This is a genomic window from Ellagibacter sp., assembly GCF_048412355.1.
In the GTDB taxonomy this organism is placed as follows: Bacteria; Actinomycetota; Coriobacteriia; order Coriobacteriales; family Eggerthellaceae; genus Ellagibacter.
Map to the genome: position 1 here is coordinate 77,892 of NZ_DBFSAP010000014.1, position 15,765 is coordinate 93,656.

At 62.5% G+C, this 15,765-nt stretch carries 10 protein-coding genes; 1 reads left to right on the forward strand and 9 read right to left on the reverse strand.

The window, feature by feature from the left end; genetic code table 11:
- Nucleotides 1-5: 5 nt before the first annotated feature.
- From hisC to ACMRQN_RS01875, 7 genes are all read right to left on the reverse strand, one after another.
- The gene (hisC, locus tag ACMRQN_RS01845; protein WP_418733578.1) at nt 6-1,082 is read right to left on the reverse strand and encodes a histidinol-phosphate transaminase; all 1,077 of its coding nucleotides are present in this window, start codon (nt 1,080-1,082) and stop codon (nt 6-8) included.
- Nucleotides 1,066-2,391, reverse strand: a complete 1,326-nt coding sequence (gene hisD, locus ACMRQN_RS01850; protein WP_418733579.1) for a histidinol dehydrogenase — start codon at nt 2,389-2,391, stop codon at nt 1,066-1,068. The genes hisC and hisD overlap by 17 nt, the downstream gene beginning before the upstream one ends.
- Nucleotides 2,392-2,439: 48 nt before the next feature.
- Nucleotides 2,440-4,143, reverse strand: coding sequence for an ATP phosphoribosyltransferase (hisG, locus tag ACMRQN_RS01855; RefSeq protein ID WP_418733580.1), 1,704 nt, complete (start codon nt 4,141-4,143; stop codon nt 2,440-2,442).
- Nucleotides 4,144-6,571: 2,428 nt separating this feature from the next.
- Nucleotides 6,572-7,759, reverse strand: a complete 1,188-nt coding sequence (locus ACMRQN_RS01860; RefSeq protein WP_418733581.1) for a CynX/NimT family MFS transporter — start codon at nt 7,757-7,759, stop codon at nt 6,572-6,574.
- Nucleotides 7,760-7,918: 159 nt separating this feature from the next.
- A complete protein-coding gene (locus ACMRQN_RS01865; RefSeq protein ID WP_418733582.1) occupies nt 7,919-8,380 on the reverse strand; it encodes a VOC family protein in 462 nt (153 codons plus the stop codon).
- A 112-nt stretch (nt 8,381-8,492) separates the two neighbouring features.
- A complete protein-coding gene (locus ACMRQN_RS01870; RefSeq protein ID WP_418733583.1) occupies nt 8,493-9,239 on the reverse strand; it encodes a 4Fe-4S dicluster domain-containing protein in 747 nt (248 codons plus the stop codon).
- A gap of 2 nt (nt 9,240-9,241) precedes the next feature.
- Nucleotides 9,242-11,740: a molybdopterin-containing oxidoreductase family protein gene (locus tag ACMRQN_RS01875; RefSeq protein WP_418733584.1), complete on the reverse strand. Its 2,499-nt coding sequence runs from the start codon at nt 11,738-11,740 to the stop codon at nt 9,242-9,244.
- Between the two features lie 280 nt (nt 11,741-12,020).
- Between ACMRQN_RS01875 and ACMRQN_RS01880 the strand changes: the two genes are divergently transcribed.
- On the forward strand, nt 12,021-13,184 hold the full coding sequence (locus tag ACMRQN_RS01880; protein ID WP_418733585.1) for a Fic family protein: 1,164 nt from the start codon (nt 12,021-12,023) through the stop codon (nt 13,182-13,184).
- 218 nt (nt 13,185-13,402) lie between these two features.
- Here the strand turns inward: ACMRQN_RS01880 and ACMRQN_RS01885 are convergent, their stop codons facing one another.
- Together ACMRQN_RS01885 and ACMRQN_RS01890 are read right to left on the reverse strand one after the other, a co-directional pair.
- Nucleotides 13,403-13,636, reverse strand: a complete 234-nt coding sequence (locus ACMRQN_RS01885) for a hypothetical protein (RefSeq protein ID WP_158049054.1) — start codon at nt 13,634-13,636, stop codon at nt 13,403-13,405.
- A 105-nt stretch (nt 13,637-13,741) separates the two neighbouring features.
- Complete coding sequence (locus ACMRQN_RS01890) at nt 13,742-15,256, reverse strand: alanine/glycine:cation symporter family protein (RefSeq protein ID WP_418733586.1); 1,515 nt, start codon at nt 15,254-15,256, stop codon at nt 13,742-13,744.
- Nucleotides 15,257-15,765 lie beyond the last annotated feature (509 nt).

Below are 15,765 nucleotides of genomic sequence, written 5' to 3' on the forward strand. Positions count from 1 at the left end.
CCTTCCTACTTGTTCGCCACGATTTCCCGCAGTGCGGCGAGAAACTCGTTATTTTCTTCTTCGGTCCCTACCGATACGCGCAGGCAGTTCTCGAGCATCGGCGCATGGGAGAAGTCGCGCACGAGGATGCCGCGTGCATAGAGGGCCTCCCACACCTTGTCGGCGCCTTCGAGCTTGAACAGGATATAGTTAGAGTCCGAAGGATACACGGTTATCCCGGGCACCTTTCCCAGCTCCTCGAGCAGACGGTCGCGCTCGGAGATGATTGCCATGATGCCGTGCTCGAACTTCTGTCGCTCGGAGAACACCTCGCGTGCGATCGCTTGCGAGACGGCGTCAACTGAATACGGCTGGCGTACCTTCAAAAATTCGCGGATGACCTCGGCGTTTCCCAGGATGTAACCCATGCGGACACCCGCGAGCGAAAACGCCTTCGAGAACGTGCGCAGGATGAGCAGGTTCTTGTGCATCGCGAGGTAGGGACGCATCGTCGTGCGGGAGAACTCGAAGTATGCCTCGTCGACCAGGACGAGCGCGTCGGTGGCGTCGAGAAGCTTTGCGAGGAACTCCTCGTTCGCGAGCTTGCCGGTGGGGTTGTTCGGGCTGGCCACAATGACGTAGTCGATGTCACCTTGGCCGACGCGCTCAAGCACCGTCTCCTCGTCGATCGAGTAATCGGCGAGGCGCGGAACATCGATGACCTCGGTGCCCGTGAGGCGCGCGTTGGCCGCGTACACCGAGAACGTCGGCGGCAGGTTTAGGAACTTGCGTCCCGGCCCGCCCCAGGCGAGCGCGATGTTGAACAAAAGCTCGTCGCCGCCGTTGCCCAGAAGCACCTGGTCGCGGTCGAGCCCGTTCGCTTCGGCGATCATGTCGCGCAGATCGTTGGCCAATGGATCGGGATAACGGTTCAAAGGAACCTTGCGAATGGCGCTGATGATCTTCTGGCGGATCTCGGTCTCCACGTCGCGCGGGTTCTCGTTCGCGGAAAGATATGCCCTTGCGGGAAGGTACTTCGGGTCGTAGGGCACAAGCCCCTGCAGTTGAGGGGCGGACTGTCTCACGCTATTCAACGCTCTCACCTGCATCGACTTCGGTCGGCTTGCCAGCGAGCTCGTTGCAGCGCAGCTCGACGGACATCGCGTGCGCCCACAGGCCCTCGTGGCGAGCGATCGTCATGACGGAGTCGGCGTCGGCCGCGAGCGCTTCGGGGGTGTACTGGATGATGGACGACTTCTTCACGAACTCCTCGACTGAAAGCGGGCTTGCGTAGCGCGCGGTGCCGCCGGTGGGAAGCGTGTGGTTGGGGCCGGCCACATAGTCGCCGACCGCCTCCGGGGTCCACTCCCCCAAGAAGATCGCGCCCGCGTTCTTGATCGATCCGAGCAGGTCCATGGCGTTTTCCGCATGCAGCTCGAGGTGCTCGGGGGCGATCACGTTCACCGCCTGAATCGCGGCCTTGCGGTCAGGGCAGATGGTGATCAGGCCGTGGTCGTTGAGCGACGCCATGGTGATCTCCGCGCGCGTGGAGTGCTTCACGTGGCGCTCGATGGCAGCCTCGATCTGGTCGGCATATTCCTCGGAGAAGGTGACGAGGTAGCAGGCGGCCAGGGGGTCGTGCTCGGCCTGGGCCATAAGGTCGATGGCGACGAGTGCGGGATCAGCCGTCTCATCAGCGACGACGCACACCTCGGAAGGGCCTGCGATCATGTCGATTCCCACATCGCCCGACACGATCTTCTTCGCGGCGGCGACGTAGGCGTTGCCGGGGCCGGTGATCTTGGCGACCGGCTCGATGGTCTCGGTGCCGTAGGCGAGCGCGCCGACAGCCTGAGCACCGCCGACCGAGTAGATTTCGGTCACGCCGGCGATCTTGCAGGCGGCGAGGATGGCGGAATCGAGCGAGCCGTCCTTGGACGGGGGCGTCACGCAGGCGATGCGCTCAACGCCAGCGACCGATGCGGGGATGGCGTTCATGAGCACGGTGGAGGGATAAAGCGCGCGCCCGCCGGGAACGTAGATGCCTACGGATTCGAGCGGCGTCACCTTCGCGCCGACGATCGCCCCGTTCTCGCGCGTGGCGATCCAGCTCTGCTGCTTCTGGCGCTCATGGAACTCGCGGATCTGCTCGGCGGCATGTTCAAGCGCGGCGACCGTTTTTGCGTCGCATTGGGCTGCGGCGGCATCGATCGTCTCCTGCGGCACGCGGAAGTCTTTCACCTCGACGCCGTCGAATTTCGCGGTGAAGTCGCGCAACGCCGCATCGCCGCGCTCGCGCACCTCCTCGATGATCGAGGTCGCAGCGGCGATGGCGCCCGCGTTGAACGCTCCGGTGCGGTTGATCTGCGAGCTTTTGAATTGCTCGCCTTCCTTCAGAATGACTCGACGCATGATGTGTTCCCTTCTTATATTGAAACGTCTTGGTTGGTATCGAGAAGTTTACGCGCTCGCGCTTGAGTTCGCACTTGCGCCCGGCTGGTCGCTTCCGGCAATCACCGTCGCGTCCCACAGGCCCGCCTCGGCGCCCGCTCGCAGCTTGTCCGCGAGCTCGACCACGCGCGGGTCGGTGCGGAATGCGCACGGGTTCGCGAAGAAGCGCGCCGTCGACGAGAGCACCTCATCGACGATGACCAGGTTGTTCTCACGAAGCGTGCGGCCCGTCGCCGTGATGTCGACGATGCGCTCGGAGAGGCCCGTGAGCGGCCCGAGCTCGATGTTGCCGTGAAGCTTCACGATTTCGACCTGCTCGCCTTTCTTCGCGTAAAAGGATTCGGTGATGCGCGGGTACTTCGTGGCCACGCGGATCGAACCGCAGGTCCGATAGCGCTCGGCGACGCGCTCGTTCGCCCCCTCGGGCTCGGCCACGATGAAGCGGCACGCACCAAATTTGAGGTCCACGAGCTCGACGGTGCCCGTTTGCGCTTCGAGCAGGGAATCTTCCCCGCAGATGCCACAATCGGCCGCTCCGAGCTCCACGAACACCGGGGCATCGGAGGGGCGCACGATAATGTACTCGACGCCGGGGTTGCGAATGATGAGCTGGCGCCCCGGGTCGGCGAGACCCGTCGTGTCAAGGCCACATGCCGCAAGGCACGCGATGGAGTCGGGGTTGAGCGAGCCTTTGGGCACGGCGATGCGCAGCGGACGCCCGCCCGCCTCTTGCTCGGTCGCGGCGGCGGCAAGCGCCTGATCGAGGTAGAACGCGAATCCAGCGGCGGGGCGGCTCTCGCCGTAGGCCCCGATCGTGTTGTCGTAGCGCCCGCCCGAACCGAGCGGCGCGCCAAGCGCGGGGGCGAAGGCGACGAAGACGATGCCTGTGTAGTAGTCGAACGAGCTCATGACTGAGAAATCGACGAAGATGCGGTCGGCCAGGCCCTTCTCGTCGAGCTGCTCGAGGGTGCGCTCGAGGTCGGCCAGGCCGTCCTGGCAGCCGAGCGGCGTTACCAGATCGCGCACGCGTGCAACCGCCTCTCGTCCGCCGCGGACGTTCGCGAGCGCGCGGATGGCCTGCGCGAAGACGGGGGCGACCCCTGCCTTTTGCGCGCCCGGCCCCGTGAGCTCGTCGAGCTTGACGAAGTTGCTGGCGTGGTAGGCGGAAAGCACGCCCGACTTCCACGCCTCGCCGGCGCCGCATCCTGCGAGCAGGGCGCGCAGCACGCCAACCGTGGCGACCGAGATGCGGAAGTCCCCTACCCCGATCTGCTCGAGCGATTCGGCGAGCAAGGCGATGACCTCGGCGTCGGCGGCGGGGCCGGCTTCGCCGATGAGCTCGACGCCCACCTGCGTCATCTCGCGCGCTTCCGCCTGCGGACGGCCTTCTGCCTCGCGGAAGACGCGTTCTTGATAGCGGAAGCGGAAGGGACCTGGGTGCCCCGCGAGGCGCGTTGCGCACATGCGCGCGATCTGCAGCGTCACGTCGGGGCGCAGCGCGAGCAGGTCGCCGCGCGAGTCGAAAAGCTTGAACGGGGTCCCCGGCACGCGTCCACCGGCGCTCATGACGTCCATGATCTCGAGCGTGGGCGTCTCCACAGGAACGTAGCCGTTTCTCGACAGCAATTGCTGCACGTCGAACGCGGCTGCCTCGCGGCGCGCGGCCTCATCTGCTAAGACGTCGCGAAACCCCGAGGGCGTTGTGTAATTCACGGTCGTACCTTCTCCTTCGTCATCGTGCGGCAAGCTTGGCGGCGGCTTTCCTCCGGTGAGGACCGGCGACGTGGTACTTTCCGCCTGCGTGACACGCGGCAGGTCGCGGACACCTTCCGTCCGCGTGCTGCGGCAACTCATTGTAAACGCTTGCAGCCTCTCGGATGTTGCGTTCACGTTACTTGCATCGTTTCGAGGCCTTGCGGTTTCTCCTTGCGCCTCTTTCGAACGGCTCACACTTTATCACAGTAGAGTGATAAAGCAAGCAGTTATTTTCCGAGCGGTTTTCCGATCGCGTCCCGATTTGCGATGCATCGAGGGCCATCGCTGGAGACCACCCCCCCTTCTTCGCTGATATTTTTTGCTCGATGGGGACTGCGGCAGGAATCTTGTACCTGTCCGAGCTCATTCTACTGCGCCTGCTGCGCGGCGAACGGCGGGACCGGGTACCCGAGCCTCCTCCTGTGCTCGGCCAGGGTCTCGTAGCGCGCGCGGCCCCCCTCGCGGAACCTCCTGGGCCGGCGCCCGACGTACCACCCCATGTACCCCGACAGCAGCCCCTCGAACTCCTCGCGCCCGACGCCCGCCCACTCCCGGCCGTAGAGGAACTCCTGCTTGAGCGTGCCGAAGAAGCCCTCCGCCCTCGCGTTGTCCGGGCACGTCCCCTTTGTTCGAGAGTCTCGCCGGGTCTCCTGCTTTTGGGTCGCTGAGCATCTCCCTGAGCACCGCGCACTCCATCCTCAGCCGGTCCAGCTCCGCCTCGCGCGGGCCGGGCGCCCCCTTCTCTTTCCCCATCGCGATCGCCTCCGGGGCCATCTTAGCGCGCCGGCGGGCCTCCGCGGCCCATCTCGACACGACCGACCCGGACGGGAGCCCGAGGGCCCTCGCGATCTCGCGGGTCGGCTTGCCGAGGCCGAGCAGCCTCAGCGCCTCGGCCCTGGTCTCCTCGGGGTAGCGGGCGTGCTTGGCGCGCCTGCAGGCCCCGGGGACCCTCGGCGCCTCGACCGCCAGGCCCCCGCCGAGGGCCTCCTTCTCCCAGGCCGCGAGCGTCCGGCGGGACGGCGCGCCCCACAGCCTGCTCGCGGCGGTCGGGGTCAGCCCCTCCGCCCACATCCTCTTCACGCAGAACACCTTATCCTCGTCTGTATACAATGCAGCCTCCGCTCCGACCGGTCCAACCGGTCCAACTTTTTGCCGCAGTTCCGATGTGTGCAGGTTTTGCCGCAGCCTGCCTGTTCATTGCCGGTTTATTGACGAGCGCCTCTCTATAAGGCCAGGCCAGGGAGGTGCGGATTCTTCCGGTCTTTTCGTCTTCGGTCGCCTTCCGGAAAAACCTGCGCACATCGAGCAAAAAGTTTTTAGGGACGGATTGCGCCATCGCGGACAGCAATCGTCGATATGTGAGGATTCGTTTCCACCTTCGGCCCGTCTTCCTCGAAAGGGTCAGCGAAAGCCCAGGTCACAGGCCGTTGATGACAAGCCCAAGCATCCAGGCGGCGCTTTTGGACTCACATATCGCCGATATTTGTCCACGGGGAGGTGATTCTCCATGTTAAACCACCGTTGACATGGCTGTCCCATTGGCGGCTCTCCCGAAAAACAGGCCCCCTATCATGGAGTCGGCCAAGAGGCCGTAAGAAGGCGGCGGGTCGGCGGGCGCGAGCAGCTCTTCATGCGCGAGGCGGAGGTCCGATACTGGAAGACGAGGAGATTTGCGCACTTCGAATGCGGCGACGCGATGGTCTACCGGACCAGGCGGATCGCCGACATGTCAACGGTGGTTTAACACGGAGGGGTGATTTTCGAGAAAAGGGGGGGGGTCTTGCGATCGAAAGCGCGTGTCGCGCACGTATCTGCCGGTCCTCGAGTTCCGCTGCTCCGGCGTCCTGCGAGATGCCGGGAAGCCTCCCTCTTGTCACTGGCTCGGATGCAGGTAGAGCGCGGTTCGCCCTACCCCTCGCGGGCCTGTTCTCCGCTCGCTGTCTACCGCGCCGCTCGCTTGCCCGGCCCTGGCGGTGCCGTCGTCCCCTCTCGCAACGTCACGCGCGCAGTTTTCCGCTCGCCGCCGTGTCGCTCTCTCACCTCGCGTCTGCAGTCTCCATAGCGCGCAATTCTCGATCGACTTCACGTTTCCAGCTTTGTCGCTCCCCAAACGAAAGCGCTGAAGTGCCCGCTGCGTTTCGCAACGGGCACTTCGAATGTGGGCTTTCAGTGGGAATCTCGCTTGCTACTTGCTCGGTTACGCTGATGGCGGGATCAACCTGCGTGCGGGGGGTTCTCGCCCGGCGAATGGAATCGTCGGGCAAGCCGCTGCAGATTCAACCTGTGCGGGGATGCGGTTGCGCGCACTGATCGCTGGGCACCTGAATCTCTCATCGGCTACGTTCTCTCTGTAAAGCGAGAGATTCCCGAGGCACCCCCCCAAACCTTACTTGAACTTGCACAGGGCGAGGGCGCCCGTGCCGATGAGGCCGATGATGCACATCACGATGCCGGCGAACATCCACGAGGACATCTCGGGACCGAGGAGCATGGGGACGAGCCACGTGCCCAAAAACTGTCCCAGACTCTGGACGAGCATGAGCACGCCCATGCCGATCGACATCAGCTCGGGGCGACCGAGGACGTTGATGTAGGAGGTCAGGCACATAACGGGTCCGCCGAGGCCGACAAGACCCATGACGATGGCGCCAACCCACATCAAAGGACCGGTCTGGGTGAGCAGGATCAGCGTGCATGGCCCCATGACGACCATGGCGAGCAGGTAGAGCGGCTTGCAACGGCCCATCTTGTCGGAAAGTGAGCCGAACAGCGGCGAGGAAATGACCGCGAGCAGCATCGGCAGGGTGCTCACGAAACCGGAGAGCGTGGGGTCGACGCCTTGCTGCTGCATGAACGTCGGCGCAAAGCCCAAAACGGCGAGCAGCGTCAGGTTGAACACGAGGAACGCGAAGAAGAACAGAAGGATGTTCGGCTTGACGAGCTCGGAGTAGCTCACCTTCTCCTCGGAGGCTTCTGCCTGAGGTGCTTCAAGCGCCTCGCCGCCGGGGAACTTGACGATGACGGCGACGATGATCGCGAAGATTACGGCGACGGCTGCATAGATTACCCACACGCCCACAAACCCGGTGGCGGCGTAGAGCGTCGGGGTGAGAACTCCGCCTAAGACGGATCCGAGGCAGACCCACAGTGCCCAAATGCCTGTCGCGGAACCGATCTTGTCGGGAGCGACGTACTTCTGCACGGCCAGAGGGCCGCAGATGGTGACGAAGATGAATGCCACGCCCTCAATCGCGCGGGATACGATGAGGATGGTGCCGTTGCCCGCGAAAGCGCCGATGAGCGAGCCGATTGCTACGACGACGGCCGCGGCGAGCAGCATCGTCTTCGGCCCGAATTTCTTGGCGAGCGCGCCTGTGGGGAGCGCCAAGATGATGCCCACGAAGGTGAAGATCGACATGAGCCACGAGGCGGATCCTGCGTCCATGTCCATCTTCATCATGATGTCGCCCATGACGACGGGGACCTTGTACTGAACCGTTGCGATGGCCGTGCCGAACAGCAGCATGGCGATGGCGATGAGCGCCCAGTTCGCGTATTTCTTGTTAGTGTCCATAGGAATTCCCTTCTCTTCGAGAAGTGCTGGGTCAAGATAGCTCCATCCCTTGCTCTTTGCGGGTGCAGGTATCCTGACCCAACGTCTAATAGGGTTCTAATTAGGAGGGAATCGAGGGAGAGGGCGAGACTGCATTCGGCGCCCGCCCTCCGCCTAAGGTTAGAGTGGCTTGATGTTGTCCTGGAGGACCTCGAAGCGCTCGCCGCCAGGGCCGCGGAAGAACATGATGCGCAGCTGCGTGCCGGCATCGCCGAACACGGTGAACAGGTCGTCGTCATCGGAGCTGAGCGGACGGTCGAATTCCAGCGGCGGGTCGAAGGGGCCGGCCTCGATGGCTATGCCCTTCTCGCCCAGGAAAGCGACGAACCCGTCCATGTCCGCAACGCGCAGCGCCAGGTGATTCAGGCATTCGGCTGCCTTGCCGCAGGTCGTTTTGTCCTCGCACTCGAGCAGCTCGAACGCGGTGCCCATGCCCTTCATCCAAGCCATCTTGAGCGGCTTGTCGCCCTCCATGGCATCGGATTTGAAAAGGAGCCTGCAGCCGAGGACGTCCTCGTAAAAGGCGATCGACTCATCGATATCGCGACAGTAGATGCCGGCATGTTGGAGTGTCAGTTCCATCTTTAACTCCATTCCGCCGCCCGAAGTCGAGGCGGGCGGCAATCGTTCGGCGGCTTGGGGGGTGCGGGCTGCGCACGTGCAATCCGCATCCCCTGCCGCTGCTTAAGGGGGACTAACCCTGGTCGCTCGAGGTGGCTGCCATGACCTCGGCAACCGTGGCGTTCTTCATGCGAAGCTCGGAGATGCACGCGACGTCGGCATCGAACTCGGTGACGCTTGCGAGGTCGCCCTCGAACACGTCGTCGGTGCTGGTGCGCGGCTTCGTCAGCTCGATTGCCTTCACGGCATCGTAAGGAATGAGCTGCTCCTTGGGCGGATTGGCCTTCGCGATCCAGTTCGGGTTGGTCAAAGTCGGGCTCGGCATGGTCTCGATCTGGCTCACGTTGCCGTACTTCTCGCGAAGCTCGTCGATCGGGCCGAAGTCGAGGGCGCGCATGGGGCACGATGCCACGCAGAGCGGCAGCTGGTCGTTTTCCAGGCGGTCGATGCACATGGTGCACTTGCTCATCTTCGTGCCAGGCTCATCGCTGGCGAACTTGGGCGCGCCGTAGGGGCAAGCCTCGAAGCAGTGGCGATCGCCTTTGCACTTGTCCTGGTCGATCAGGACGGCGCCGTACTTGTCTTCCTTAAAGATTGCGCCGTTTTCGCAGGCTGCAGCGCAAACGGGGTTGTCGCAGTGGCCGCAGTTGAAGGCGAGGATGCCGATCGAGGGGTTGGGGAAGCGCCCCTTCTCCCACATGTACACGCTCATCCACTTCTCAGGGCCTGGCGCGATGTCGTACCAGTCCTTGCATGCGACGGAGCATGCCTTGCAGCCATAGCAGCGGCTCTGGTCAAAGAAGAATCCGTACTGGGTCATGGTTATTCCCCTACCTTTCTGATCTCAACCAAGCCTGCCGTCAGCAGCGCGCCGACGATGTGCGGCAGATGGGTGTCGCCGATGAGCAAGTTGCAGTTGCCTGCGGTGTCGATGCCGTAGGGCATGAGCTTCGTCTTGCGGACGTTGTCGAACTTGGACCACTCGCCATGGGCGATGGAAACCGTGCCGGGGAGCAGCTTGGAGGAAACGTATGCCGTGATCTCGACCTCGCCGAACTGGTTGTAGACCAGCACGCGGTCGCCCGTCTTGATGCCGCGGTCGGCGGCGTCTGCCGGGGACATGCGGACCATGTGCTCGTAGCAGTCGCCCTTAAGCCAGGGGTTCTGGTCGTTGGCGGAGTGCTGGCGATACGTAGAAACCGGCGTGACCATGGACAGCGGGTAGTTCTGCGTCCAGGGGTGGTAGTAGCTGTCGTTGGCGGGAAGGTCCTGGTAGGTCGGCTGCCAACGCGGGTAGGCGTCATAGAGTCCGCCGTAGCGCGTCTTGGTGAGGTCGTTGTTCTTGACATACGAGCTCTCGAATTCGATCTTGCCGGACGGGGTCTTGAACGGCGAGCGATCCCACTCAACGGTGTTCTTGAAGGGATAGAACCATTCGCCGGGTTCGCCGGGAACGCGCACGATCGGCAGCTTCACGAACTCCTCCCATGGGCGCGGCTCGATGCCGTTGTAGGCCAAGATGCCCGTCTCGTCTTTCGCCCACTCCTCGTAGGCGGGCTTGTAGATGCGCTCGATGACCTGCTCGTCCCACTCGCGCCAATCCGTGACGTCGAGCATCTTGGGGTTGTACTTGTCCGCGAAGCCGAGACGGCGCGCCAGTTCCATCCAGACCCAGTCCTTCGAGCGGATCTCTCCCGGAGGGTTCACGCCCTTGCCGGCGAACAGGAAGTAGTTCATCATGCCCGACGGCGAGCCCCAGAAGCGATTGATGCCGAAGAAGTGCATGTCGGTCGACTCGAACTGGATGATCGGCGAGGGCAGCACGATGTCGAGGAACTCCATGGACGGCTGGTCGTTGAAGTACTGCCAACCCCAGGAGAATTCCATGTTGGCGAAGCCCTTCATGCGCTTGGAGACGTTGTGCTGGTTGTTGATGTAGTTGTTCGGGATGATGGCCATCTTCAGGCACGGCAAGGGGCTGTCGGGCGGGCAGCCGATGCGGCGGCGGAACTCGTCTTCGGTAATCTCGCCGGCTGCGTAGAGCTTCTGGCAATGCATGAGCTCGGTGACCTTGTTGTTGTTGTTCGTGATCGGGTTGACGACATCGCCCGGGATCTGGCCCGTGTTCGGGACAGGTGCGAAGATGCGAGGCTGGGTGACCAGGTTGGCGCCGCCGCCCTCGCAGCCGCCGGGGATGGACAGGTTGCCGGTCATCGCCTGGAGCAACATCGCGACCGCTGCTGCGTAGTCGCCCAGGTTGCGCTTGGAAACGCCGTACATCTGGTGGAGATGTACGGGCTTCATCTTCGCGTAGTAGCGCGCGAACTCGCGGATGGTCTCAGCGGGGATGCCGGTGATGGGCTCTGCCCACTCGGGATCGTGCACGACGCCGTCGACCTCGCCGACGATGTATCTGCGCCACTCCTCGAAGCCGTCAGGCTCGACCCACTTGGCGACGTAGTCGTGGTCGTAGAGATCCTCGGTGTAGAGGACATGGGCCACGGCCAGGCCGAACGCGGTGTCGGTGCCGGGGCGGATGGGGATCCACTGGGCGCCTAGGACCTCGGCGCTCACGTTGTACACGGGATCGATGAGGATGAACTTGGTGCCGCGCTCCTGCGCGAGCTTCATGTAGTACGGAACCATGCCGAACCAGGAGACCATCGGGTCGAAGCCCCACAGGACCACGAGATTGGAGTTCAAAAGGTCAGGTGCCTCGAACCCCGGATAGGCGTCGGAGGTGCCCTTGATCAGGCAGTCCGTCAGACGAACGCCCAGATGGAAGTCTTCTGCAGCGGCACTACCGGAGGTGGAGTGGTCGCCCCAGCCGGTGATGGTGCCAGGCATATACGACGCGAACGGGAAGTCGGAGCTCTCGAACGCGACGTAGTAGCAGTAGTACAGCCAGGGATGATCGGGGTTCTCCTTCGCCATGACGCGCATCTTCTCGGCGATGGTGTCGAGCGCCTCGTCCCAGGAAATGCGCTCGAAGTGGCCGCGCCCGCTGCCCTTCTCCCCCACGCGCTTCATCGGGTAGAGCAGGCGGTTCTCGGAGTAGAGCTCTTGGCGCCACGCATGGCCCATCGGGCACGCGCGGGCCTGCAGCATGCCGGTCTGGACGGCGTTCTCGTCGTCGTCTTCGCGCGCGATGCCTGCGTTCACGGAATCATCGGGCTCGATCGAGACAACTTTGCCGTCTTTGATGCCGCACTTGATCAAGCACGTGGCATCCCAGCAGCCGTTGTTGTGGCACGTGGTGTAGAAGTAATCGACACCCTCGTGACGCTCGTTGTACTTCTCGACTAACGAATCTCTTGACATGGCCCCTCCTTCTCCATAGGAAACTAGCTCGCTTGGAGCTGCCGCGTCCTCAATGCGCGGCTCCCACATCGATTCTGCAGGGCACGGCAGGCGCCTGCATAGGGCGTTTCCGTTTCCCGTGAAAGCGGACACGTTTCGGTCGTGGAATATTTCTGAATAGTGGGAATTCAGGACAATCTTGTCCCCAATTTGAGACAGCAAGAACTAATTTCCCCGCCTCGTGCCCGCTGGCTGTAATATTATCTTTACAGGGGGACATACATGATTTCGAGGGGGAATCATGGACTACTTCAAGCCATTCTCGGCTGACACGCAGGCGGCGTTCTTCAGCGCCGAGGCGGAGATGATCCGCTTCGGGGAGCGGGCGACGCAGCTTCCGCATGCCGAATATCTGAAGAACACGCTGCTCGCAATCGACGCCGTGTTCGCCATCCGCATGGTCCACGACATAGCGCTTCCGCCCGTGCCGCTGATCGTTCTTTTCGACGTCGCGGGTTGGAAGTTCGACAACGACGTCGAGCGATGCCTCGCATCGATGCGGTCGATGCTGCGGTTGCCTGAGGAGACGAGCGGCTCTGTCATCGAGGCCCTGCACTACATGCAGGCGCTCGAGTGGATTTCGCGCATCGCGAAGCCCGGCTTCGAAGCGACGCTGGAAACGGTCGTGCGGCTCAACGAGATCCTGCTCTTCGGCGTCAACTCCGACGAGCGCGCCCACGGTTTCAGGAAGACCTACCTGCCGTACAAGAAAGGCTCGGTGCCGCTTGAGATCCCTCGCGAGATGAGGAAGCTGTGCGAGTTTTGCAACGGCGAGTACTTCTCCCCCTTGGGCCAGGCGTCGGTGATCCACCATGCCTTCGAGCGCATCGTGCCGTTCGACTCCATGATCGACCGGACCGGCCTGCTGTTCGCGTTCATGCCCATGTTCAGGCGCGGCCTCTTCGCGAACGAGCTCATGGTTCCTATCTGCTGGGGCGCGTCTTTGGAGCGGGAATACCGAAGGACCCTAAAGGATGCGAGCCGCAAGGAGCTCACAAGCGAGAGCCACAAGGTCTACAAGGAGCAGTGGGCTTCCTACAATGCGCGCAACACCTCGATGGGCGTCGTCATCGCTAACATGTTCATCTCGAAGGTGAGCAAGCTCCGCGATAGTTGGAGGTCGCGCGGGCTGAAGATCCCCGCGAACTCGGCGACCGACAGGCTACTCGATCTGTTTTTAGCCGTCCCCCAGCTTGCCACGCGGCATGCCGCCAACTGCATCGGGAAGAGCTACGGTGCCACGAACGAGGCGATGCGCCAGCTGGTCAAGGCGGGCATCGTAAAGGAAGTCGCCATCGACAACCGCGAGCGCGTCTTCGTGTGCGATCAGTCCGCTGCGCTTATCGCGGACTTCGTGGATAACCTGGAGAAGATGGGCGAAGTCGCCTCAGAGCCAGGCGAATAGTGCCTGGGGCGCACGTCCACGTCGACGACTGCGCCGCCTTCGTCGAGCACGGCAATCTTCGTTGCCGTGGAGCCTATGCCGATGCCTATGCCGAGCATGTCTTTCCCCTTCGCATTCTGGAAAGACTTACCGTCGATGCCGTCACGCAAAGCGGGGGCTGCCGCAATCATGCGGCAGCCCCCGCTTTCGGTCTGCTGGTGATTGTAGCGCGTGATAGGCTACTTTGCGGCCTCGCCCGTCGAGTCGCTGTGGAAATTCGAGTAACCGCCCACGGCGTTCGCGTTGAAGCGACCCTCGGTCTTCGAGAAGAACACCTGCGTTACCATGAGGTCCTTGATGGTGACGCCGACGGCGCCCATGGCCTCTTTCTGGTTTTTCCCCTCATCGAGGAGCGCGTTGAGCACTTCGGCCTTTTTCGAGGACTCCAGAGCCATGAATTCTGCACGATCCATTGTCAGCCTCCCTTGATACGGCGCGAGCAATATGCGCCTTAAATTATAAGAACTGGAGCCCTTTCGTTTAAGGATGTTTCCGTTTCCCGATAGTTCGGGAATAACCTATTTCAGGCCGACGTAATCGGTCTCGATCGCCTCGTCGAGGTATTCCTTCACGGGCGGCTCGCCGAAGTCGCGCACCTCCTCAAGATGCCAGCAGTCGGTTTTCGGCATGCCGGGAATGCTGTCGGCGACAAAGATGGGGTCCTTGCCGGCCTTGCGCTGTGCCGAGTAGTCGTCGAGCGCGGCGAGCGCCCATTTGCCAAGCAGCAGAATCGCGATGAGGTTCATGATCGCCATGAGGCCCATGAAGATGTCGGCTAAGTTCCACGCCAGATCGAAGCTGTTCGTGGCGCCGTAGAAGATGACGAGCAGGCACACGATGCGGAAGACCGTGAGCAGCGCCTTGCTATCGCCCTTGATGAAGCGCAGGTTGCTCTCGGCGTAGAAGTAGTTGCCGATGAGGCTCGAGTACGCGAACGCGAAGATGGCGAACGTGATGAAGTGGATGCCCACTTCGCCGACGGAGTTGTTCACGGCCATCTGCACGAGCGGCATGCCGTTGAGGTTCGCGGCGGCTGCGGGGTCCTGCACGTAGAACACGAGCACCATCATCGCCGAGCAGGTGCAGATGAGCAGCGTGTCGATATAGACCGACAGGCTCTGCACGAGGCCCTGCTTCACCGGATGGGAGACGCTTGCGGTGGCGGCGGCGTTCGGTGCGGAGCCCATGCCGGCCTCGTTGGAGTATAGGCCTCGCTTGATGCCGAGCATGACGACCGATCCCGCGAAGCCGCCGAAGATCGACTGGAAGTCGAACGCCGAGGAGAAGACGAGCGCGAAGACCTGGGGCAGCCAGGTGATGTTGGTGATGGTCGTCCAGAGTGCGATCGCGATGTAGGCGATGGCCATGATGGGAACCACGATCGACGTGATCACGCTGATGCGCTTCGTTCCGCCGAAGATGACGGCGGCGGTCATCACGGCGAGCACGATGCCTGACGCGATGGCGGCCTTCGGCATGGACTCGCCGGGCAGGTAGTACTCGAGCGCGCTCGTGGCGTTGAACGCCTGCAGGCCGTTGAAGCCAAACGCGAAGCACAAGATCAGCAGCACGGAGAACAGCACGCCGAGCCCGCGGCTGCCGAGGGCCTGGTGGATGTAGTATGCGGGGCCGCCGCGGAACTCGCCGTCCTTGCCGCGAACCTTCCAGATCTGCGCGAGCGTGGACTCGATAAACGCGGATGCCGCGCCCACGATGGCCATAAGCCCCATCCAGAACACCGCACCCGGGCCGCCGGTGGCAAGAGCAGTGGCGACGCCTGCGATGTTGCCCGTGCCCACGCGGCTCGCGGTCGATACCATGAGCGCCTGGAACGACGAGATGGAGCGTTTTCCTTCGACATGCTTCTTCTCGGTGATCTGGGTGAACATGTCTTTGATGTAGCGGATCTGCACCGCTTTGGTGCGGATGGTGTAGTAGATGCCCACGATGACGAGCAGGGCGAGCAAGATGTAGGTGTACAGAAAACCGTCGATCTGCCCGCTGACGTCGATGAGCCATGCGTTGAAGTCCATATGTGCCTTTCCCAGATAATCCCAACCAAGTCACCGCGCGTGAGCTTGGTTGCCACCACGCGATGCGAATTTACATAATACTGCAATTTCGCGAGAAAGTATGCGACGACATCAGGTGTTTTGCCGTAGCGAATAGGCACACCGCGCGGGTTAATCTGATTTCGCGCGTTCTGCGGCTGTTGCGCCTTGAATCGGGGAGCCGCTGCCCCTGTTGCCCTTGCGACCAGGGCCATGAAGCCGTAATCAGACTTCACGACCTGAGCTGGGAATCGCCTCCCTTGCGGTCTTGTACCTTGCTGCTGTTGATGGGCTCCTGATTCATGGCGCATCAAGGAGTAGAGCAATCGGCCCCTTTCTACTGCGTTGACTATTTCGCTCGATGTGCGCAGGTTTTGCTGCAGCTTGCTTGTACATTGCCGGTATGCAGGCGAGCGCTTCTTCATAGCGTCAGGTCAGGGAGGTGCGGTTTTTCCTGGTCTTGTCGTCTTAGGCAGCCCGCCGCCCGCCGT